Genomic DNA, 20,642 nt, shown 5'->3' with positions numbered 1-20,642 from the left:
CCACCACGCGGACCGAAACACCGAGGAGCAGAGCTGTGAGCGGCAAGGGCGCACCCGAACTGAGCGTGAAGAACTGCGGAGACCTCCGGGTGGCCGTGATCGCGGCCCAGTGGCACGAGAAGGTCATGGACGGACTGGTCGACGGCGCCCTGCGGGCCCTGCACGAGCTGGGCATCGACGAGCCCACCCTGCTCCGCGTCCCCGGCAGCTTCGAGCTCCCGGTCGTCGCGAAGGTGCTGGCCGGCCGCGGCTACGACGCCATCGTCGCCCTCGGCGTGGTCATCCGCGGTGGCACCCCGCACTTCGACTACGTCTGCCAGGGCGTCACCCAGGGCCTGGTGCAGGTGTCGATCGACACCGGAGTCCCGGTCGGCTTCGGCGTCCTGACCTGCGACAACGACGAGCAGGCGCTGGACCGCGCCGGCCTTGAGGGATCGAACGAGGACAAGGGGCACGAAGCGGTCACCGCCGCCGTCTCCACCGCCATGACGCTGCGCACCGTCAGCGAGCCCTGGCGGTAGTCCAAGGAGTGAACCCCGGCACCGGGGGACCCGGCCGAGCCCGTACTCTAAGGGCATCATGGCGAACGAATCCGTTAAGACCTTCGAAGAGCTCTTCGCAGAGCTCCAGCTCAAGGCCGCCAACGGCGACCCCAGCACCTCCCGTACCGCCGAGCTCGTGGGCAAGGGCGTCCATGCCATCGGCAAGAAGGTCGTCGAGGAGGCCGCCGAGGTCTGGATGGCCGCCGAGTACGAGGGCAAGGAAGCCGCCGCCGAGGAGATCTCCCAGCTGCTCTACCACGTCCAGGTGATGATGGTGGCGCGCGGGATCTCCCTCGCCGACGTCTACGCGCACCTCTAGGCCGGAGCCCGTAGTACCGGGGCCCCGCCCCGCCCACACCCTTTCGCACCCACGCACCAAAGGAAGCCCATGCTGCGCATCGCCGTCCCCAACAAGGGTTCACTCTCCGGACCGGCGTCGGCGATGCTCCATGAGGCCGGCTACCGCCAGCGCAAGGAGTCCAAGGAACTCGTCACGGTCGACCCCGACAACGAGGTCGAGTTCTTCTACCTCCGCCCGAAGGACATCGCGATCTACGTCGCCTCGGGCAAGCTGGACATCGGCATCACCGGCCGGGACCTGCTCCTCGACTCCGGCGCGAACGCCGAGGAGATCCTGCCGCTGAACTTCGGCCGGTCCACCTTCCGCTACGCCACCAAGCCCGGCACCGCCAAGGGCCCCGAGGACTTCGGCGGGATGACGATCGCGACCTCGTACGAGGGAATCGTCGCCAAGCACCTCGCCGACCAGGGCATCACCGCCTCCGTCGTCCACCTGGACGGCGCCGTCGAGACCGCCATCGAGCTCGGCGTCGCGCAGGTCATCGCCGACGTCGTCGAGACCGGCACCAGCCTGCGCAACGCCGGCCTGGAGGTCATCGGCGAGCCGATCCTCAAGTCCGAGGCGACCGTCATCCGCCGCACCGGCGCCGACAACGACGACCCCAAGGTCGCGCAGTTCCTGCGCCGCCTCCAGGGCGTCCTCGTGGCCCGCAGCTACGTGATGATGGACTACGACTGCCGCGCCGAGCACCTGGAGCGCGCTGTCGCCCTCACCCCGGGCCTGGAGTCGCCGACGATCTCCCCGCTCCACAACGAGGGCTGGGTCGCGGTCCGCGCCATGGTCCCCGCCAAGGAAGCCCAGCGGATCATGGACGACCTGTACGAGCTCGGCGCGCGCGCGATCCTCACCACCTCGATCCACGCCTGCCGCCTCTAGGACGGTCCCGGCCGCGGGAGGGTCCCACCCGGACCCTCCCCGGCCCCGCCGCCTCCCCGTACGGCGCAGCACCCCCGCGCCGTCCTCCCGTACGCCACCCCAGAAGGCCCAGCGCACCATGAGCGAGTCCGCCGCCCAGCCCGCACCCCCCGCCCTGCCGGTCACCTTCCGGCCGAACCGCACCCGGGCGGTGCTGCTCAGCGTCGGGTCCGTCATGTTCGCCACCATCACGGCGATCGCGATGCTCCTGGAGAACCTCAGCCCCGGCGAGCGGATCAGCTTCGTCTTCACCGCCGCCCTGATGGCCTCCGTCCTCGTCCTGCTCAGCCGCCCCAAGGTGGTCGCGGACGAGACCGGCGTCACCGTGGTGAACCTCACCACCACCCGCCGCCTGGAGTGGGCGCAGATCCTCCGCGTCAACCTCCGCCCCGGCGACCCGTGGGTCTTCCTCGACCTCAGCGACGGCACCAGCCTGCCCGTCCTCGGCATCCAGCCCGGCGTGGCCAAGGCCCGCGCCATCGGCGACGCCCGCGCCCTGCGCGCCCTCGCCGAAACCCGCGGAACCGGCACAAACGACCACTGACCCGGCCGGGCCCCGTCGCTGCGTCCCATTGCGGCGGCGATCTCAATGACTACCCTGGTGGCGGGGCGCACCCGTGCGCCCTCCCACCGCCCCGGGACCCCGTGGCCCGTGGGCACCTGCGACCAGAGGAGTGACTCCCTCCAGCAATGGACGGATCGTCCGGTAGTACCCGCGCCGCCCTCCCCACGGAGGCGGCGGCATGACCATCCCGCTACTCCTGCTCGTGGCGGCCTTCGCACTGATCCTCGCCAACGGCTTCTTCGTGGCGGCCGAGTTCGGCCTCGTCACCGTCGAGAAGCCCGAGGCCGAGCGCGCCGCAGCCGAGGGCGACCGCCGTGCCCGCACGGTCGTCGAAGCCCTGCGGGAGCTGTCCTTCCAGCTCTCCGGCACCCAGCTCGGCATCACCATCACCTCCCTCGTCGTCGGCATGCTCGCCGAACCGGCCCTCGCGGGCCTGCTGTCGGGGCCGCTCGCCGCCACCGGCCTGCCCCCGGGTGCGGTCTCCGGCGTCGCCGTCTTCACCGGCATGCTGCTCGCCTCCGCCGTGCAGATGGTCGTCGGCGAACTCGTCCCGAAGAACTGGGCGGTCTCCCGGCCGCTCCAGGTGGCCCGTTTCGTGGCCGGCCCGCAGCAGGCCTTCTCCCGGGCCTTCCGGCCCGTCATCGCCGGCCTCAACTCCGTCGCCAACCGCCTCGTGCGGGCGCTCGGGGTGGAGCCCGCCGAGGAGATGGCCTCCGCGCGCACCCCCGGCGAACTGGTCTCCCTGGTCCGCCATTCGGCCCAGGCCGGCGCCCTCGAACAGGACACCGCCGACCTCTTCGTACGGACCCTGTCGCTGGGCGAACTCACCGCCCAGCACGTCATGACCCCCCGGGTGAAGGTCAGCGCCCTCCAGCACACGGCCACCGCGGCCGACGTGCTGAACCTGACCCGCGCCACCGGCCTGTCCCGCTTCCCGGTCTACCGCGAGCGCATCGACGAGGTCACCGGCGTCGTCCACCTCAAGGACGCCCTCGCCGTGCCCGAGTCCGAACGCGCCCGCACCTCCGTCGGACGGATCTGCGTCGCCCCGCTGCTGGTCCCCGGCTCCCTGCCGGTCCAGCCGCTGCTGGAGCGGCTGCGCAGCGAACAGCCGATGGCCGTGGTCGTCGACGAGTACGGCGGCACCGCCGGCGTGGTCACCCTGGAGGACATCGTGGAGGAACTCGTCGGCGAGGTCCGCGACGAGCACGACCTCGCCGAGGACGACAGCCCCGAACTGGCCGCCGTACCCGGCGAGGACGGCCGGCCCTCCTGGGAGGCCGACGGCAGCTGCCGCGTGCACACCCTGCGCCGGATAGGCCTCGAAGTGCCCGAGGGGCCCTACGAGACCGTCGCCGGGCTCGTGGCCGACCTCCTCGGCCGGATCCCCTCACCCGGGGACCGGGCCGAGCTGCCCGGCTGGAGGCTGTCCGTCCGCCAGGTCCGCCGCAACCGCGCGGAGCGGGTGCGGCTGGTACGCCTCACGGCGGTGCCGGCCCCCGCGAGCGGCCGCCCGGCCGCCGAGCTGGAAGGCGCCGCCCGGTGAACGCGCTCCAGCTGGTCTTCGCCCTGCTCCTCGTCCTGGCGAACGGCTTCTTCGTCGGCGCCGAGTTCGCCCTCGTCTCCGTGCGCCGCAGCCAGATCGAACCGCTGGCCGGCGAGTCCAAGCGGGCCCGCCAGGTGCTGTACGGCCTGGAGAACCTGCCGCGCATGATGGCCGCCGCCCAGTTCGGCATCACCATGTGCTCGCTGACCCTCGGCGCGGTCGCCGAGCCCACGGTGGCCCGGCTGCTGGAGCCCGTCTTTCACGCCCTCCACGTGCCCGAGGGCCTGATCCACCCCCTCGGCTACGTGGTCGCCCTGTCGGCGGTGGTCTTCCTGCACCTGGTCATCGGCGAGATGGTCCCGAAGAACCTCGCCATGGCCGCCCCGGAGAAGACCGCCCTGTGGTTCAGCCCCGGCCTGGTCGCCTTCGCCCGCGTCTGCGGCCCCGTCACCACGGCGCTCGGGGCGTGCGCCGCGCTCGTCCTGCGCCTGTTCAAGGTCGAGCCCAAGGACGAGGTCGAGGCCGTCTACACCAGCGCGCAGCTGGGCCGGCTGGTGGAGGACTCCCGGCAGGCCGGGCTCCTCGAACCGGTCGAGCAGGAGCGCCTGGAGGACGCCCTGGAACTGGGCAGCCGCCCGGTCACCGACGTCCTGCTCAGGCGGGACCGCCTCGTCACGGTGGGCCCGGCCGTCACCCCCCGGCAGATCGAGCAGCTGACGGTCCGCACGGGTTACTCCCGCTTCCCCGTCCGCTCCGAGACCGGGGCCTTCATGGGGTACCTCCACGTCAAGGACGTCCTCGACCTGGAGGAGCGCGAGCGGGCGGTGCCGCAGCGGGTGTGGCGCCGGATGACCACCCTGTGCTCCACCCTCCCGCTGGACGACGCCCTCACCGTCATGCGCCGGGACGCCACCCACCTGGCCCAGGTGGCCGACCCCGCGGGCCGGATCCTGGGCCTGGTGGCCCTGGAGGACGTACTCGAAATGCTGGTCGGCGAGGTCCGCGACCCCGCCCACCGCCCCTTCGCCCGCGCCTGACCCCGGTCCGGCTCAGCCCGGGACGAGTGCCTCCCACTCGTCCCGGGTCGGGCCGTCGTGCGCCGGGGAGAAGTCCGGGTTGGCCTCCAGCCAGGCGGTGACGTGCCGGTCCACCTCGTCGCTCCCGTAGGCCTCGGCGGCGGGCTGCAGGAGGTGGCGGACCCGGGCCCGGGCCCGCATCACCACCGGGTCCTCGAAGGCACAGGCGCCCACGGCGGCGGACCGCCGGTCCGGGGGCGGGGCGCCCCCGGCGAGGCGCTGCTCGTTCCCCCGGTCGGCGGCCACCTGGTCCTCGAACCAGGGGCGCAGGCTCCGGACCGCCCAGTCGTGGTACCCGGCCGGGTCCGCGGCGGTCTCCTCGGCGTGGGCGGCCAGGTACTGGGCGGAGAGCAGGCCGAAGGCCACGCCGTGGCCCAGCGTCGGGTTGGTGTGGACGAGGCTGTCGCCCGTGTTGACCAGGCCGGTGACCACGGGGCCCGCGGCGTCGGTGAGAGAGGTCCAGCGGTTGGGCAGGCCCGCCATGGGCAGGACCGGCGACCGCGGTTCGGGGTCCAGGCCGAGCCAGGCCGCCGCGGCCGGGAACCGGCGGGCGGCGGCCTCGAACACGGCCGGGTCGGTGACCGCGCTCCGCGTCGGATCGCCCGTGGAGAGCACCAGGTGCAGCGCGAAGGTGTCGTTGTCGGAGGGGAACACCCCGGCCAGCGCGAACGGCGCGGCCGAGCCGGTCTTCACCCTCCCGGGGCTGCGCGGACCATCGGCCCGCAGCCCGTACCAGCGGCAGTAGTACGCGAGCCCGGTGCGGTGGGTCTCGACCACGGGCGGCCGGCAGCCGGCCGCCTCGACCCAGGCCGGCACCGGCGAACGCCGCCCGGACGCGTCGACGACCAGGTCCGCCGGCCGCTCCTCGGCCCCCACCCGTACTCCGGTGACCCGGGGCGGGCTGCCCTCGGCGAAGGCGAGGCCGCCCACCCGGCTGCCGCGGCGCACCTCGACGGCGGCCTCCCGGCGCACGGCCGAGGCCAGCGCGGCCTCCAGCACGATGCGCCGGGTGCGCAGGGTCACCAGCTCCTCGTCCCCGTCCCGGACGGGCGGGTGCTCGCCGAACCAGTCGAAGTCGTGGTACTCCCGGGCACCGCGCGCCAGCAGGTCCGCGTAGACGTCGGGGGTCTCGGCGCGCAGCACCGTGCGGACGGGCGCGAGGAACGAATGGGGCTGGACGGCCTGCGGGACCCGGGGCCGGTCCCAGTCGAAGAAGTCCCGGTCGAGGTCGTCCCCGGGCCCCCGGGCGTCCTGCTCGTAGAGGGTGACCGCATGGCCCCGCCGCCCGAGCATGAGGGCCGTCGCCAGCCCGCTGATACCCCCGCCGATCACTGCAACCCGCGCCACTGAGGCTCCCCTTCGCGTCGTGTTGCAGATCGACCCTACCGCCCCGCGATCTTCCGCCGCGTACGGGGGTCGTCCCCAACACCGGCCGCACGCGCAGCCGTTGACCCGGGACCTGGGACCCGGGCGCCGGGCGGAAAGGGGTGGCTCCTCGGGCGCGCAGCGCCCGGTACCGGGGTCAGGGGCGGAGCCCCTGTGAACGGTGGAAGGGAGGGTAGGGGACCGCCCCGCGCAGCGGCCCGCCCCGCACCCGACGGCGGCCCCGCCGGCGCCCCGCCCGGCAGAGCCCGGCGGCAGCCCCCGGCAGGGGGAGGCTCAGGCCGGGCTCGGGCCGCGGCCCGAGAGGACCTCGCCGTAGGCCTGCATCAGGTCCGGCAGGCGGAGCGTGGCCAGGTCCTCCCGCGACGGATCGCCCGCGAAGCCCGCCAGCCTCAGGTCCCGGTACGCGCAGCTCTTCTCGTACAGGGTGCGCAGGAACCGGCCGTTGCCCAGCTCGTCGATCCAGCCCTGCTCCACCACGTGCCCGCTGATGCTGCGCAGTTCCTCCCGGGCCTCCTCGTCCCAGCAGTCCCCGTTCGCCTCCGCCAGCACCCCGCCGATCGCGGTCAGTTCCGCCGGCCGGTAGCTCGGGAAGTCGACCCGGGTGGTGAACCGCGAGGACAGCCCCGGGTTGGCGGCCAGCAGCCGGTCCATCCCCGCCGGGTAGCCCGCCAGGATGACCACGAGGTGGTCCCGGTTGTCCTCGGCCCGCTTCAGCAGAACCTGGAGGGCCTCGTCGCCGTACGCGTCGCCCTTGCTGTAGCCCGAGTTGGACAGGCTGTACGCCTCGTCCACGAACAGCACCCCGCCGATCGCGGAGTCGATCAGCTCGTTCGCCTTGACCGCCGTCTGCCCGAGGAACTCCCCGACCAGGTCGGCCCGTTGCGCCTCCACCAGGTGGTCCCCGCCCAGCAGCCCGAGCGCGTAGAAGACCCGGCCCAGGATCCGGGCCACCGTGGTCTTGCCGGTACCCGAGGGTCCCGAGAAGACGAAGTGCCGCTTCGGCGGCTGCACCGGAAGGCCCTGGGCGGCCCGCAGCCGGGCCATGTGCAGCTGCGCCGACAGCGCCTTCACCTGCCGCTTCACCGGCTCCAGGCCCACCATCCGCTCCAGCTCCGCCAGCGCCTCGGCGAGCAGCGCCGGATCGGCGGGCCCGGCCGGCAGCCCGGTCGGGGCACCCTGCGGGGGCACCGGCAGCCGGTGCCGTACGCCCTCCAGCCGGCCCGTTCCCGGCGGCTCCCCGGGCGTCGGCGGATCGGCGTCCACCTGCCCGTCCGGCGCGATGTCCTGGACCGGGCCGCCCCCGCCGCCCCCGCCCCCGCCGCCCAGCGCGACCGCCGCGTAGTGCCCGGCGAGGCCTTCGCTCAGGTGGCCGCCGTAGCCGCCGTACCCGAAGGCGTCGGCCAGGCCGGCCATGTCGTCGGGGTCGGTGCTGTCCTCGATCGCCGTCAGCCGCGCCGCGGTGTCCATGAACGCCGGGTCCACCCGGTGCACGGCCCGGTACAGCGGCAGTGCCGCCGCACTGCGTCCGGTGCCCTCGCGGGCCCGTGCCAGCCAGTAGCGCAGCTCCTTGCGCTGGGGCTGCTCGCTGCGGCAGCGCATCAGCGCCGCCGACAGCATCGGCTCCGCCTGCCCGTACATCTCCAGCCGGACCCGGGCCATCCCGCCGAACAGCCCGGCCTCGATGCCGAGCATCGGGTCGAGCACCAGCGGCTCGGTGTGCCGCACCAGCTGCTCCCAGTCCTTGACCAGGTAGGCCCGGCAGGCGTGCAGGAAGCGGACCTGGGGGTCGGTGTCCACCGGCGGCAGTGCGGCGAGGGCCTGGTCCAGCTCGGGCACGTGGCGGCCGTCCAGCCAGTGCGAGGCGTGGGCCAGCAGCAGGTCGCGCCGGCTCTCCAGCACCGGCTGCACCCACCAGCCCAGCCAGTACCAGGAGTTGAGCGTCCGCCGGTGCCGGGTGCGCTGTTCGCCGAAGCGGTCCCGGTGGGCGTACATCCGCAATAAGGCGTTGGTGGTGTCCACCCGCAGCGCGTGCAGTCCCAGCCAGGCGTCGGCCATGGCGGGGTCGAGCCCGACGGCCGTGCGGAACTCCTCCTCGGCCTGCGGGTACGCGCCCATCGTGCAGGCGTCGACACCGCGCAGCCAGGCGAGTTCGGCCGGAGCGTGTGCGCTGCCCGGCATGCCGAAGTCCATCACATCCCCCACAAGCATGCCCCGTGGTGCGCGGCAAACTCCGCGTCGCGCACCAGAGTTGTCGACCCCGCCGATGAAATCAGGGCTGCATCGTACCTGCGGTGACGCACCTTACCCAGGGTGCGGTGGGCACGGGTCGTGGGCGTGCCCCGGAAGCGCAGGGTAACTCAGGGTGAAGAGGGGCGGGCGGAGCGACGCGCGCGGCACCGGCCCGGGGCAGAACGAAGCCCCCGATCACGGGGGAACAATCGGGGGCTTCGCGTCCGCGGCGGCCTTCGCAGACCGCGCATTCAGAACGTACGGCGGTTCCCGGGCCCGGGTCAAGCGGGTCGGGGAAGCCCCGTGCGGCCGTCGGCGCGCGACCGCTCAGGCCTGGGGGAGTCCGTTACGTTCGGTGACGGAAGGAGCTGTTCGCGGGGTCGCAGAAACCCCGGAAGTCCACTCGTATCCCGTACCGCTCTGGTGTACCAAGGTGTCCGCGAAGGGGCGTGAAGGGTCGTCCGAGAAGTGCGCGAGTTCCGCGCGCTCCCATCCGTCCCAGAAGTCGGAAAGTTCCTGCCCGTCCCGGTTTCGACCGCGACCCCAGGACCTCTCCCGGGGGGTCTCCATCCACAGCAGCCGGGCCAGACGGGGCCGCAGCGCCCGTCGGCCCGCCCCCACGCCCTCGACGAGCAGCACCGGCGCCGGCTCCAGCACCCGGTGCGGGCCGAAGCGGCGCTCCACCCAGTCGTACGGGGCCCAGTGCGCGGCCCGTCCGGCGGCGAGCGGCTCCAGCACCTGCGTCCGCAGCCGCGCCGTCCAGCCGAACGGCTCCTCGTGCGTGGCCACGTCGTCCAGGTGCAGCACCGGCGCGCCGCCCAGGGCCCCGGCGAGCCGCTCCGCGAAGGTGCTCTTGCCCGATCCGGCGTGCCCGTCGATGCCGATCAGCCGGACGGGGCCGAGCGAGGGCGGCAGGGCGGCGAGCTCCCGCGCGAGTGACTCAAGTGACTGCTGTGACTCCACCCGGCCAGCGTACGGGCCCCCGACACGGCCCCCGGGCTTCGCCGCCGCGCGGCCGGGAACTGGAAGGGTGGAGCAGCCGCACCACCAGACCGACCCCCTGGGGGAACAAGCCGATGACCGCACCCACGCCACGCAGGGCCCTGCTGGCCGTCGCCCTCGCCGCCGCCACCGCGGCCACCGTCCCCGGCGGACGGGCCTCGGCGGCGTCCGGCCCCGACGCCTCCGACCCGGCCGCCGCCACCCCCGGGGCGGCCCCCGGGGAAGCCCCCGGAGCCGCCGCCGCGGAAGCCTCCGAAGCCGACGCGGAAGCCGCCGGGGCGGCCGCGGCCCGGACGGTCGACAACCGGTTCTGGTACGCGTACGCCGACTGGCAGGCCGGCACCCACCGCGGCACCACCGCCGTCGCCGGCGCCCGGCCGGGCCTGGAGATCGCGGCCCCGGCCGGCCGCACCGAGTACACCGACCCGCACACCGCCCGGAAGTCCACCTGGGAGTACGCCGTGTGGACCTCCCCGGTCCACCGCACCGCCGTCGCCGCCACCGAGGCCATCGCCTCCTGGAACGCCCGCACCCCGGCCGGCAGCTGGATTCAGACCGAGCTGCGCCCCTCGTACGGCGACGGCACGGCCGGCCGCTGGTACGTGATGGGCCGCTGGGCCGCCGGCGACGGCGACGTCCGCCGCACCTCCGTCGACGGCCAGACCGACGGCCGGACCACCGTCTGGACCGACACCCTGGCCGTGGACGCCCCCGCCGCGGCCGCCGGGCTGCGCATCACCGGCTGGCAGCTGCGACTCACCCTGTACCGCAAGCCCGGCACCGGCCGGGGCCCCCGGGTCTGGCTGGCCGGGGCGATGGCCTCCGCCGTCCCCGACCGCACCACCGTCCCCGCCGCCGCCCCCTCGGGCCGGGCACACGAGTTGAAGGTCCCGCGCTACTCGCAGGAGGTGCACGCGGGCCGGTACCCCGAGTACGACAACGGCGGCGAGGCCTGGTGCAGCCCGACCTCCTCCCAGATGGTCATCGAGTACTGGGGGCGCAAGCCCAGTGCCGCCTCCCTGGGCTGGGTCCGCCCCGGATACACCGACCCGCAGGTCTGCCACGCGGCCCGCTCCACCTACGACGCCGCGTACAAGGGCTGCGGGAACTGGCCCTTCAACGCCGCCTACGCGGCCACCTACCGCGACCTGGCCGGCGTGGTCACCCGCCTGACCTCGCTCACCGACCTGGAGACCCTCGTCCGGGCGGGGATCCCGGTCATCACCTCACTGTCCTTCCTCGCGCAGGAGCTCACCGGGGCCGGCTACGGCACCGCGGGGCACCTGATGACGGTGATCGGCTTCACCGCCGCCGGTGACGTGATCGCCAACGACCCGAACTCGCGGGACAACGCGTCCGTCCGCCGGGTCTACAAGCGCCGGGAGTGGGAGAACGCGTGGCTGCGGACCAAGCGCCGCAACGCCGCGGGGAAGACCGTCTCGGGCACGGGCGGCGTCTGCTACCTCTACACCCCGGCCCGGCCAGGCGCGGACCAGGTCAGGGCGCTGCGGGAGGTCGGGGTGCTGTGAGGCGCGGGCCCGGAGAAGGCCCGATGGCCACCATGGCTTAACGGGCGGAATATGGGCATAAAGGGCATATAAGGCTTCTCTAGGAGGCAGCCCACCATGACCACCCATTCGAGCATCGAACAACACCCGGACCTTGCCGAGATGCGGACTCGGTTCGAGCGGGTGACGAGCACTCCCGCCGCGCAGGCCGTCGAGGCACTGGCCCTGATCTCGGGCCTGTACCTGGCGGCCTCGCCCTGGATAGCCGGGTTCAGCACGCTGGGCCCGCTGGCAGTCAACAACCTGATCGCCGGTCTGGCCTTCTGCCTGTGCATGGGCGGACTGGGGTCGGCGTACGAGCGCACGCACGCGATGGCCTGGACGGCCGTCGCGATCGGCGCCTGGACCATCGTGGCCCCCTGGGTCATGGCCGGTGAGATGGACACCACCCGCAGTGTCGTCAGCAACGTCATCACCGGCGCGGTCATGCTGTGCCTGGGTCTGGCCATGGTCTCCATGGGCGGAAGCCGGCGCACGACGACCTGACCGGACGACCCGACCGGGAGCGCATCCCGCCGCCGGGCCCCGGCAGCACCTCCGGCCACCGGAGGGCGCCGGGGCCCGGCGGCGTGACCGGCGCCACCAGTGACCCTCGTCATATACCGCGAAAGCCGCGAACGCTGGCACATTGGACGGCATGACCGCACACACCGCCGCCCTCACCGCCCGCGCCCGACGCCTCGTCGGCACCGGTGGCCCCAAGGAAGACTCCGCCTGGCTGGAGCACGTGCTCGGCTGGACCCTGGTGGTCGTCGTGGCCATGTTCGTCACCCGGCTCGGCCTGATCTGACCTCCGCCGTCACGAGGCCCCCAGCCGTAGCCCTTCGGTGACGATGACGTCCGAGGTGACCAGCGCCTGCTCGGCGGTGACCCGGGTCATGAACACGAACGGCGGGATGACCGGCGGGGCCGGCAGCCCGTCCGGGCTGAAGGTGACGCACAGGAGCCCCTCGATGCACCCGCTGAACCGCGTCAGGTACAGGGTCACGTCCCCGCGGAGCTCCAGGGAGTCGGCCGCGAGCGCGTACTCCTCACGCCCGTCGCGGGTGCGCAGCCGGTAGTCGCGCAGCGACGCCGCCGCCATCCTCAGCACCAGGACCCTGCGGGGTCCGTCCGCCGTCGGCACCTCGGTGACCCCGGCCAGCGCGAAACCCCGGGGTGCGAACAGTGAGGTGGTGACCGTCGGGGGAGTGCGGGCCGCCGTGGGCGGCCCGGCGGCGGCCGGCTCCGCGCGCGCCCGCGGGGTGCCCGCCGCCAGCGCCGCGAGCAGGACGACCGGCAGCGCCGCGGCCAGCACCCGGGTCCCGCCGCCCCCGCCGCCGCGGACGTCTCCCTCGGCCTCCCCGGCCTCCCCGGCCTCCTCCGTCTCCTGCGCCCCCTCGGCGTCCGCGGCCCCCTCGGCGTCCGCGGCCTCCCGTTCCCCGGTCAGCGGGGTCCAGCCGAAGCCCAGGGCGCTGCCCGCGATGCCGAGCAGCATGCCGACGAGGAACCCGCCCAGGTTGGTCGCCACGAAGGACAGCACCGACAGCAGCAGGGCGTGCACCGACACGTAGGCCCGCGCCTGCGGCAGGAACCACAGGAACAGCCCCGCCGTGATCAGCGCCGCCCCGATCCCGATCGCGGCGATCCCGCCCAGGCCCAGGCTGACCAGCACGGTCAGCGGGGAGAGCGGGACCAGCAGCAGTTCGGCCCCGCCCAGCACCAGCAGCAGCCCGCCCCAGAACGGCCGGGTCCGCCGCCAGGCCCGCAGCCGGGCCCGCGGGCCGGGCGGGGGCGGCCCGGGAAGCCCTAGAAGCACGTGCGGCCGTCCAGGCTCACGTCGAGCTTCATGCCCTTGAGCCGGAAGTTGCCGCCGGTCGCGGACCAGGCGTGCGACCGTACGCCCGCGACCTCGATGTTCCCGGCCTGGAGGCCGAACTTTCCGGGCTCGCCCCGCACCCCCTCCACCTGGTCGAGGGTGGAGGCGTCCCGGCCGATCTGCGCCGTGCCGAAGGTGGCGTCGCCCTGGAGGTCCTCGCCGTCGATCACGAGGTTGGAGGCCGTCACCTCCCCGGCGGGACCGCCCGCGGTCAGCTTGAACACCACCTTTCCCACAGGGGTGTTCACCTCGGCGGACTGGCAGATGTCGCTGAGGACGGCCTCCCCGATGCCCAGCAGCGCGACGGGGTGCCCCGTGCCGTCGACGGAGCGGTCGGTGTGCACGTACGAGGCGAGCCCCTTGCTGCTCAGCTTGGAGGAGGAGACCTGGAAGGAGGTCCCGGAGACGGCGAAGGAGGCGGCGAGCGCCCCCTGTGCCGTCACCACCCCCAGCACTCCGACCAGGGCGGCCGCCGGCAGCGCGACCAGCGCCGACTTCCGCCAGTCGACCCGTCCTTCGACGGCCGCTCTGTTGCCCTTGCCCTTGCCCATGACGTGCCTCCCGTGTCAATTACGGAGGATCGGTGCGAAAGGAGCGCGGCACGCAGGTCTGCCATACTTCCGGCATCCTGTGGCAGTTCGAGGCTAGGGCCGGATTTGAATAATAGTCAACAGCGCGGAACGGGCCCCCGTTCGCAGGTCCGCCGGGCCGAACTCATAGCCATCGGCAGGAAGTTGTTCGCCGACACCCCGTACGACGCCCTCTCCATGGACGACATCGCGCGCCAGGCCGGCGTAGCCAAGGGGCTCGTCTACTACTACTTCAAGAGCAAGCGCGGCTATTACCTCGCGATCGTCGAGGACTCCGTCGCCGGACTCGTCGCCCGGGCGGGCGGGGACACCGGCCTGCCGGCCGCCGAACGGCTCCGCCGCACGATCGACGGCTACCTCCACTACGCCGAGCACCACCGCGCCGCCTACCGCACCATCGCCGCCGGCGGGGTCGGCTCCGACGCCGAGGTGCTGGCCATCCGCGACTCCGTCCGCGAGGAGCTCGTCGCCACCATCGCCGAGGGCGCCTACGGCCGCCGCGAGGTCCCGCCCCTGGCCCGGCTCGCCCTCGTCGGCTGGCTGGCCGGGGTGGAGGGTGCCACCCTCGACTGGATCGGCGCCCCGCCGGCCGGGGAGCGCCCCGGGCGGGAGGAGCTCGCCGCCCTGCTCGTACGCCAGCTCAGGGCGACGCTGACCGTGATCGAGGAGTTCGTCCCCGACTGTCCGGCTCCTCCAGTGCCCCCCGAGGAGACCGCGAGCGGATCGAATGATCATGGCAATCATGTACCGGTGACGTAAAGCGCCTGATCGGGCATACTCAACCCGCCGCAGCCGCTGAGCGAGCCATTCCGTGACCCGGGAGGGCAGCATCGGCTGTGAGAGCACCGAGACCCGGCGGCGCGTCCCACACCTCGCGCGTCGCCGCCGTGCCCGACGAGGGAGGAGAGCGCCGCCATGACAGACCGCGCCCCGCAGCCGGTGGACCGTCAGCTGCCCACCGAGGAGTCCCGGGACCTCCTCGCGCTCGTACGCGAGATCGCCCAGCGGGAGATCCGCCCGCACGCCGCCGACGAGGAGGAGGCCGGCCGGTTCCCGCGCGAGGTCTTCACCCTGCTGTCCGAGGCCGGACTGCTCGGCCTCCCGTACGGAGGCGAGTTCGGCGGCGGCGAGCAGCCGTACGAGGTCTACCTCCAGGTGCTGGAGGAGCTGGCGGCCGCCCGCCTGACCGTCGGCCTCGGCGTCAGCGTGCACTCCCTGGCCTGCCACGGCCTCGCCGGCTACGGCACCAAGGAACAGAAGGCCGCGCACCTGCCCGACATGCTCGGCGGCGGGCTGCTCGGCGCGTACTGCCTCTCCGAGCCGGCCGCCGGCTCGGACGCCGCCTCGCTGACCACCAAGGCGGTCCGGGACGGCGACGGCTGGGTGATCACCGGCACCAAGGCCTGGATCACCCACGGCGGCGTCGCCGACTTCTACACCGTCCTCGCGCGCACCGGGGCCCCGGGCGCCAAGGGCATCACCGCCTTCCTCGTGCCCGGCGACGCCCCCGGCCTGACCGCGGCCGTCCCCGAGAAGAAGATGGGCATGAAGGGCTCGCCCACCGCCCAGCTGCACTTCGACGGCGTCCGCGTGCCCGACTCCCGGCGGATCGGCGAGGAGGGGCAGGGCTTCACCATCGCGCTGGCGGCCCTCGACGCCGGCCGGCTCGGGATCGCGGCCTGCGCCATAGGCGTGGCTCAGGCGGCCCTGGACGAGGCCGTCTCGTACGCCCTCGGCCGCAAGCAGTTCGGGCACCCGATCGCGGACTTCCAGGGGCTGCGCTTCATGCTCGCCGACATGGCCACCAAGATCGAGGCGGGCCGGGCGCTCTACCTCGCGGCGGCGCGGCTGCGGGACGCGGGCAAGCCCTTCTCCCGGCAGGCGGCGATGGCCAAGCTCTTCTGCACGGACGCGGCCATGGCCGTCACCACGGACGCGGTGCAGATCCTCGGCGGCTACGGCTACACCGCGGACTTCCCGGTGGAGCGGCTGATGCGCGAGGCGAAGGTGCTCCAGATCGTCGAGGGCACCAACCAGATCCAGCGCATGGTCATCGCCCGCCACCTGGCCGGCCCCGAGACCCGCTGACGCCGGACGCGTGAAAGGCTCTCGGCCGCCGGGCTGAACCCGCGGGGGTTCTGCCGTGTCGCCGGGAGCCGCACGGCGGCGCCGGAGAAGATCATGGGCGGTGACCCGCCTCAGACGCTCCGGGCTGTTCCTGCCGTACGTCCTGCTGCTGCTCGCCCTCCTCGCCGTACAGGCCGGAGGGGGAGCGGCCCGGGCAGCACCGGCGGACCCCTGCCGGGCGGACCAGCTCGGCGCGGCGAAGGTCACCGCCTCGGCGGAATTCGACCACCGGGGCCGTGACTACAGCCTGCTCACCAGCGTCATGGAGATCCGGGTCCCGACGGACTGGGGGCCCGCCCCCGACCTGCTCCTTGACCCCCGCTCACCACATTACCGATCGGCCCTGCGCTGTCTGCTGGGGAAAGTCACGGAAACGGATGACGGTTTCTTCGACTACGAGTGGCGGCTCAAACCGCTGACGGTGACGGCCGACGGCAAATGGACCACCGTCCACTATGAGGCCGTCGCGTGGGTACAGGCGCTCGGTATGTATCCCGTCGGGCCCTGGCTGCTCGAAGCGCGAGAGAACGAGTGGATCCTCGGACTGAAACCGCCGCCGAACCTTGTCGACGCCACATGGGAGGACGTGCACGTCCGGCTGGGCGGCCCCGGTGCGATGTCGGCCAGCCCCGCGCCGGCCTTCGGTGAAAAGGGCACGGAACTGAAATGGCGGCAGCGGAAGGGTGGGGAGGCCTGCCGGGTGGCATTCCGTCCGCCCACGGCACAGCAGTGGAGTGCCATTACCGCGACGGAGGACGAGTTCTGGGAGACCTTCGGTTACGACAGCGCCTCGGGTGCCTTCTGGTTCCTGGAGGCGAGCGCGCTGTTGCTGCTCTGCGCCAGGAGGCTCCGGCGAAGCCTGGGGAGCGATCGGATGCCGGGGGAGGAGCGGTCGCTCAAGCTGATGAAGACCTGGGCGCTCCTGCAGGTGCTGCTCGTCCTCATGGTCTACCTGGGTGACAACGCCTTCCGTTTCCTGCGCAGACAGGTGTCCTGGAAGGGAGATTACGAGCCGACCTTCTGGCTGTTCATCCAGTTGCTGCTCGGGCTCGCCCTCTGCTTCCTGGGCAGAGTGGGGAAGCCCATTCTCATCGGGGCGTGCGCCTTCACGCTACTTCTGGCCGCAGGTTATGCCTACGTCGAATGGTCCGAGTCCGGTCTGCTGTTCAACAGTGACTTCCCGATCGACCGGTCCGGCTCCTGGATTGTGCCGCTCGTCCTGCTGGCGGTGCTCTTCGTGTGTGTCCAGGGGCTGCTCTCGTCGGGGCAGCGGCTCCTGATCATGGGCGACGGCGGGCTGCCGAGAAGAGTGCTGGCATCGATCTCCTTCGCGGTGGCGGTCTCGATCCTCCTGTGGTCCTACTTCGCCTTCGAGCGCACGTGGGAACGCGCGAGCTGGCTCGCCGACCCCGGCTGGCAGATGTACGGGGACCAGTGGGCGCTTTTCTACGACGGATGGTGGTGGTGGTTCTCCTACTACTCTGTCGCATCACTGCTGGAGGGCGCCGGATACCTGACGCCTTTGGCACTGGTGGGGGTGCTCCGTGTCTGCCGCTCCGAACAGCGCGAGGAGGACTCGTTCACGCCGAACCAGGCGGAGAAGTTCCTGCTGGTGGTGCTGTTCGCGCTCACCGTCGTACCCAGCTACGCCTCGTACTACGGGTTCTCGGGGGACATCATCGTCATGATCGTCAGCCTCGCCGTGGCCTGGGGCCTGCTGGCGCTGGGCCAGGCCAGATCCGTACTGGAGCAGCCTTCTGCGGACAACGCCCCGCTCGGGAAGACCGTCTCGCGGACCGACCGCTCCGAACTGCTGCGCCTCGCGCGGCGCTTCCGGCAGCTCCAGTCGCGGCTCCAGCGGGCGGGCGCGGGTTCGTCGGGCGAACGCACCCCGACACAGGAGTCGATCGAGCACGAGATCGACGAGCTGGACCGGTGCCTGCCGGAAGGGGTGCGGCCGGTCGACCTGCCGTTCGCCTGCGGGCCCATGCCCACCTGGTGGGGCAACGCGTGCCGGGGGGCCCTCGTCGCCTGCTTCGTCGGCCTGCCCGCCACCGCGCTGATGTACTGGACGGACATGATCCGGAACGAATCGTGGCTCCTGACGACCCAGGCCAGCACCGGCTTCCTCGACATCGTCCTTGAGATCGCCTTCTGGCAGTCGACCTGGGTGGCCGGAGGGTTCTTCCTGGGTGCGCTCTGGCGTGACCTTCCCGGCCGGCACGGGCCGACCAAGGCGTTCGGTGTCGCCGCCGCCTTCTCCGTACCGGTCGCGGTCCACCAGGTCATCGCCCAGGCCATCGGGCAGAGCATGGAGGGGTCGACCCCGGCCATGGCCGGCTTCGCCTCGGTCATGACGTTCACCGGCCTCGTCATGGACGTGCAGACGTTCCAGAGCGAGCGCCGCTACTGGCCGACCAGCGCCGGCCTCGTCGCGTACGTCTACCAGATGCGCTTCGCGTCGGTGGCGTTCGCCCTGGCCCAGCTCCTGGCCCTTGCCACGATCTGGAAGACGCTGCGGGAGGGGGGCCCGCTGGCGCCACCCCCGGCCCCCTGAGGACCCCGGGCCGCATCCGCTCAGCCCCCGTACAGCGGCCCGCTCGGCCAGATCGGGGAGGACGCGATGCGGGACCACTCCGGGTCGCGCCGTCCCGGCAGGGTGCGGCCGTCGGCGGCCCAGCGGGCCAGGAGGTCGCCGTAGATCGGCGGGTCGGGCCGGCCCGGCCGGCCGTGCTGCCCGCCCGGCGCGGGGACCGGCTGCTGAACCGATTCTTCGCAATCCGGCGGGGTGGGACGCCGCCTGCGCCCCGCTCTCGCCGACGGCGTTTCGAGAGTGGTCATGCACCGCCAACGCCGGATCCGGCGCGGGGGTAACCCGTCCCCGTCCGCGCCCATCCGTTCGAGGCGTCCCACTGTCCGCGGGGCCGGGGAGTGGCGATCATGGGCTGATGCGTACACATCACGCCCTACCGGTGGTCCTGGCCGCCGCCGCGCTCCTCGCGCTCACCGGCTGCCAGGAGGCGAAGCCCGCCGGCGGAGCCGCGGCCGGTTCCGCCCCGGCCTCGGCCCCCGCCCCCGCGTCCCCGCCTGCCGCGAAGCAGGGCACCCTCCCCGACCTCGTCGGCAAGGGGCTCCAGGCCGCGCAGGACGAGGCGCAGGCCGCCGGCTTCCACCGCCTCGTCTCGCACGACGGCCTGGGCCGGGGTCGCGCCCAGGCCTTCGACCGGAACTGGAAGGTGTGCTTCCAGAGCCCCGGTCCCGGCGCCGCGTCCACCGACGCCAGGATCGACTTCGGCGCGGTGAAGGCCGATGAGGCCTGCCCGGCCTCGGACCCCGGCCTGCCCTCGGCGGCGGCCGGTACGACGCCGGACTTCTACCGCAAGTCCGTCAAGGCCGCCCGGGACGCCCTGCCCTCCGGCGTGAGCGTCACCGTGAAGGACGCGCGGCAGGGCCGGGCCGTCCTCCAGGAGACGAACTGGCAGGTGTGCGCCCAGCTCCCGAAAGCCGGCAACCCCCTGAACGGCGGGCCGGTGGAGCTGAACGTCGTCAGGTTCGGCGAGACCTGCCCCTGACCTCCGGCGCGGGGCGGGGCGGGGTCTCGCGGAGCCGTGCGGTGGCTCGCCGTGCCGCCTTGGCAGAGCGTGCCGGAACCCTGGCACCGGGCGCGGTTTCTGACGTACCGTCATATCCGCTCAGCAGCCCTGACCGCCCCCGTGCCCCAGGAGGTTTGCCGTGCCCGCGGACCGCCCCGTCCCCCTCGACGAGTACCCCGTCCACCAGGCCCCGCTGTCGATGAAGCACCACGTCAGCGGCGACCGGAACGCCTACGACCGCTGCATCTTCCACGTCTTCGACCACGCCGGCCGGGCCGTCCTCATCCTCGGCCTCGGCGTCTACCCCAACGCCGGGGTCATCGACGCCTACGCCACCCTGCGCCTCGGCGACGAACTCCTCGCCGTCCGCGCCTCCGACGCCCTCACCGACGACCGGATGAACCTCTCCGTCGGCCCCCTGTCGATCACCGTCGACGTACCGCTCCGGCGGCTCACCCTGCGCTGCGCACCCGACCCGGCCGACCCGCACGGGCTCTCGTACGACCTCACCTGGACCGCCGAGTTCCCCGCCGTCTGGGAGCCCCACCACGTCCAGCGCCGCGGCGACCGCCTCATGCTCGAAGGCCGCCGCTTCGTCCAGGCCGGCAACGTCACCGGCACCGTCCGGGCCCGCGGCGAGGAGCTCGTCCTCACGCCGGGGGAGTGGACCGGCACCCGCGACCGCAGCTGGGGAGTCCGCCCGATCCCCGGCGAGGACGGCGGCCGGGCCGCCGAGGAGCTGCGCCCCGAGGGCTTCCACTGGCTCTGGATCCCCGTCCGCTTCGAGGACCGCTTCCTCATGGTCATCGCCCAGGAGGACGCCGACGGCCACCGCACCCTCAACGAGGCGGTCCAGGTCTTCCCCGAGGACAGCGGCCGCCACGACGTCCAGCTCGGCTGGCCCCAGACCGAGATCCGCTACCGCTCCGGCAGCCGCCACCCCGAAAGCGCCGTCGTCCACCTCGCCGACCCCTCCCGCAAACCCCTCGAACTCGGCGTCGAGATCCTGAACTCCTCCCCGCTCGCCGTGGGCGCCGGCTACCCGCCCGCCGCCGACTGGCAGCACGGCACCTGGCAGGGCCGCGGCTGGACCGACCGCCGCACCTACGACCTCTCCGACCCGGCCGCCCACCCCATGGCCGCCTTCGGCGTCACCGACCACTCCGCCCGCTTCACCCTCGACGGCCGCACCGGCTTCGGGATCTTCGAACACGGCAGCTTCGGCCGCCACGACCCCAGCGGCTTCGCCGACTACTCCTCCGTCGCACCCTGACCAGCCACCCC

At 73.2% G+C, this 20,642-nt stretch carries 20 protein-coding genes; 14 read left to right on the top strand and 6 right to left on the bottom strand.

The window, feature by feature from the left end; genetic code table 11:
• The first annotated feature begins 35 nt into the window (after positions 1–35).
• From ribH to ACIPW5_RS35100, 6 genes are all read left to right on the top strand, one after another.
• Entirely contained in the window at positions 36–521 is a 486-nt protein-coding gene (gene ribH, locus ACIPW5_RS35125; RefSeq protein WP_007262951.1) for a 6,7-dimethyl-8-ribityllumazine synthase, read from the top strand.
• A 58-nt stretch (positions 522–579) separates the two neighbouring features.
• Positions 580–861, top strand: a complete 282-nt coding sequence (locus tag ACIPW5_RS35120; RefSeq protein ID WP_401254009.1) for a phosphoribosyl-ATP diphosphatase — start codon at positions 580–582, stop codon at positions 859–861.
• Positions 862–930: 69 nt separating this feature from the next.
• The gene (gene hisG / locus ACIPW5_RS35115; RefSeq protein WP_401254006.1) at positions 931–1,779 is read left to right on the top strand and encodes an ATP phosphoribosyltransferase; all 849 of its coding nucleotides are present in this window, start codon (positions 931–933) and stop codon (positions 1,777–1,779) included.
• A gap of 118 nt (positions 1,780–1,897) precedes the next feature.
• Positions 1,898–2,362, top strand: coding sequence for a PH domain-containing protein (locus ACIPW5_RS35110; RefSeq protein WP_401254004.1), 465 nt, complete (start codon positions 1,898–1,900; stop codon positions 2,360–2,362).
• 199 nt (positions 2,363–2,561) lie between these two features.
• Positions 2,562–3,929 carry a hemolysin family protein gene (locus ACIPW5_RS35105; RefSeq protein WP_401254001.1) on the top strand — a complete coding sequence of 456 codons (1,368 nt, stop codon included), beginning with the start codon at positions 2,562–2,564 and terminating at the stop codon, positions 3,927–3,929.
• On the top strand, positions 3,926–4,966 hold the full coding sequence (locus ACIPW5_RS35100) for a hemolysin family protein (protein WP_401253998.1): 1,041 nt from the start codon (positions 3,926–3,928) through the stop codon (positions 4,964–4,966). The genes ACIPW5_RS35105 and ACIPW5_RS35100 overlap by 4 nt, the downstream gene beginning before the upstream one ends.
• A gap of 12 nt (positions 4,967–4,978) precedes the next feature.
• Here ACIPW5_RS35100 and ACIPW5_RS35095 read toward each other — a convergent pair whose 3' ends face one another.
• From ACIPW5_RS35095 to ACIPW5_RS35085, 3 genes are all read right to left on the bottom strand, one after another.
• On the bottom strand, positions 4,979–6,352 hold the full coding sequence (locus tag ACIPW5_RS35095) for an FAD-dependent oxidoreductase (protein ID WP_401253995.1): 1,374 nt from the start codon (positions 6,350–6,352) through the stop codon (positions 4,979–4,981).
• A gap of 312 nt (positions 6,353–6,664) precedes the next feature.
• Positions 6,665–8,569, bottom strand: a complete 1,905-nt coding sequence (locus ACIPW5_RS35090; protein ID WP_401253992.1) for an AAA family ATPase — start codon at positions 8,567–8,569, stop codon at positions 6,665–6,667.
• 378 nt (positions 8,570–8,947) lie between these two features.
• A complete protein-coding gene (locus ACIPW5_RS35085) occupies positions 8,948–9,583 on the bottom strand; it encodes a uridine kinase (protein ID WP_401253990.1) in 636 nt (211 codons plus the stop codon).
• Between the two features lie 113 nt (positions 9,584–9,696).
• Here ACIPW5_RS35085 and ACIPW5_RS35080 point away from each other — a divergent pair, with 113 nt between their 5' ends.
• From ACIPW5_RS35080 to ACIPW5_RS35070, 3 genes are all read left to right on the top strand, one after another.
• Positions 9,697–11,151, top strand: coding sequence for a peptidase C39 family protein (locus ACIPW5_RS35080; RefSeq protein WP_401253987.1), 1,455 nt, complete (start codon positions 9,697–9,699; stop codon positions 11,149–11,151).
• A gap of 96 nt (positions 11,152–11,247) precedes the next feature.
• On the top strand, positions 11,248–11,676 hold the full coding sequence (locus tag ACIPW5_RS35075; RefSeq protein WP_401253985.1) for an SPW repeat protein: 429 nt from the start codon (positions 11,248–11,250) through the stop codon (positions 11,674–11,676).
• A gap of 151 nt (positions 11,677–11,827) precedes the next feature.
• Positions 11,828–11,980: an SCO1431 family membrane protein gene (locus ACIPW5_RS35070; protein ID WP_401253982.1), complete on the top strand. Its 153-nt coding sequence runs from the start codon at positions 11,828–11,830 to the stop codon at positions 11,978–11,980.
• A gap of 9 nt (positions 11,981–11,989) precedes the next feature.
• Here ACIPW5_RS35070 and ACIPW5_RS35065 read toward each other — a convergent pair whose 3' ends face one another.
• Both ACIPW5_RS35065 and ACIPW5_RS35060 read right to left on the bottom strand, forming a co-directional pair.
• Positions 11,990–12,988 (bottom strand): DUF6114 domain-containing protein, encoded by a 999-nt coding sequence (locus ACIPW5_RS35065; protein ID WP_401253980.1) that lies wholly within the window; start codon positions 12,986–12,988, stop codon positions 11,990–11,992.
• Positions 12,979–13,599, bottom strand: coding sequence for a DUF6230 family protein (locus tag ACIPW5_RS35060; protein WP_401253977.1), 621 nt, complete (start codon positions 13,597–13,599; stop codon positions 12,979–12,981). Before ACIPW5_RS35060 ends, ACIPW5_RS35065 begins: the two co-directional genes overlap by 10 nt.
• Before the next feature lie 105 nt (positions 13,600–13,704).
• Between ACIPW5_RS35060 and ACIPW5_RS35055 the strand changes: the two genes are divergently transcribed.
• The 3 genes from ACIPW5_RS35055 (at position 13,705) to ACIPW5_RS35045 (ending at position 18,322) form a co-directional block, all read left to right on the top strand.
• Positions 13,705–14,397: a TetR/AcrR family transcriptional regulator gene (locus tag ACIPW5_RS35055; RefSeq protein ID WP_401253974.1), complete on the top strand. Its 693-nt coding sequence runs from the start codon at positions 13,705–13,707 to the stop codon at positions 14,395–14,397.
• Positions 14,398–14,553: 156 nt separating this feature from the next.
• A complete protein-coding gene (locus ACIPW5_RS35050; RefSeq protein ID WP_401253971.1) occupies positions 14,554–15,726 on the top strand; it encodes an acyl-CoA dehydrogenase in 1,173 nt (390 codons plus the stop codon).
• 100 nt (positions 15,727–15,826) lie between these two features.
• Positions 15,827–18,322: a DUF6185 family protein gene (locus ACIPW5_RS35045; protein ID WP_401253969.1), complete on the top strand. Its 2,496-nt coding sequence runs from the start codon at positions 15,827–15,829 to the stop codon at positions 18,320–18,322.
• 20 nt (positions 18,323–18,342) lie between these two features.
• Here ACIPW5_RS35045 and ACIPW5_RS35040 read toward each other — a convergent pair whose 3' ends face one another.
• Positions 18,343–18,606: a hypothetical protein gene (locus ACIPW5_RS35040; protein WP_401253966.1), complete on the bottom strand. Its 264-nt coding sequence runs from the start codon at positions 18,604–18,606 to the stop codon at positions 18,343–18,345.
• A 107-nt stretch (positions 18,607–18,713) separates the two neighbouring features.
• On the opposite strand from ACIPW5_RS35040, the gene ACIPW5_RS35035 reads away from it, so the two are divergent.
• Together ACIPW5_RS35035 and ACIPW5_RS35030 are read left to right on the top strand one after the other, a co-directional pair.
• Positions 18,714–19,337 (top strand): hypothetical protein, encoded by a 624-nt coding sequence (locus tag ACIPW5_RS35035; protein ID WP_401253963.1) that lies wholly within the window; start codon positions 18,714–18,716, stop codon positions 19,335–19,337.
• Between the two features lie 220 nt (positions 19,338–19,557).
• A complete protein-coding gene (locus ACIPW5_RS35030; RefSeq protein ID WP_401254070.1) occupies positions 19,558–20,631 on the top strand; it encodes a hypothetical protein in 1,074 nt (357 codons plus the stop codon).
• Positions 20,632–20,642 lie beyond the last annotated feature (11 nt).

Source organism: Streptomyces sp. NPDC090077 (genome assembly GCF_044747545.1).
Lineage (GTDB): Bacteria > Actinomycetota > Actinomycetes > Streptomycetales > Streptomycetaceae > Streptomyces.
Note: the sequence above shows the minus strand (reverse complement) of the source record. Positions and strands in the feature narration are given on the sequence as shown.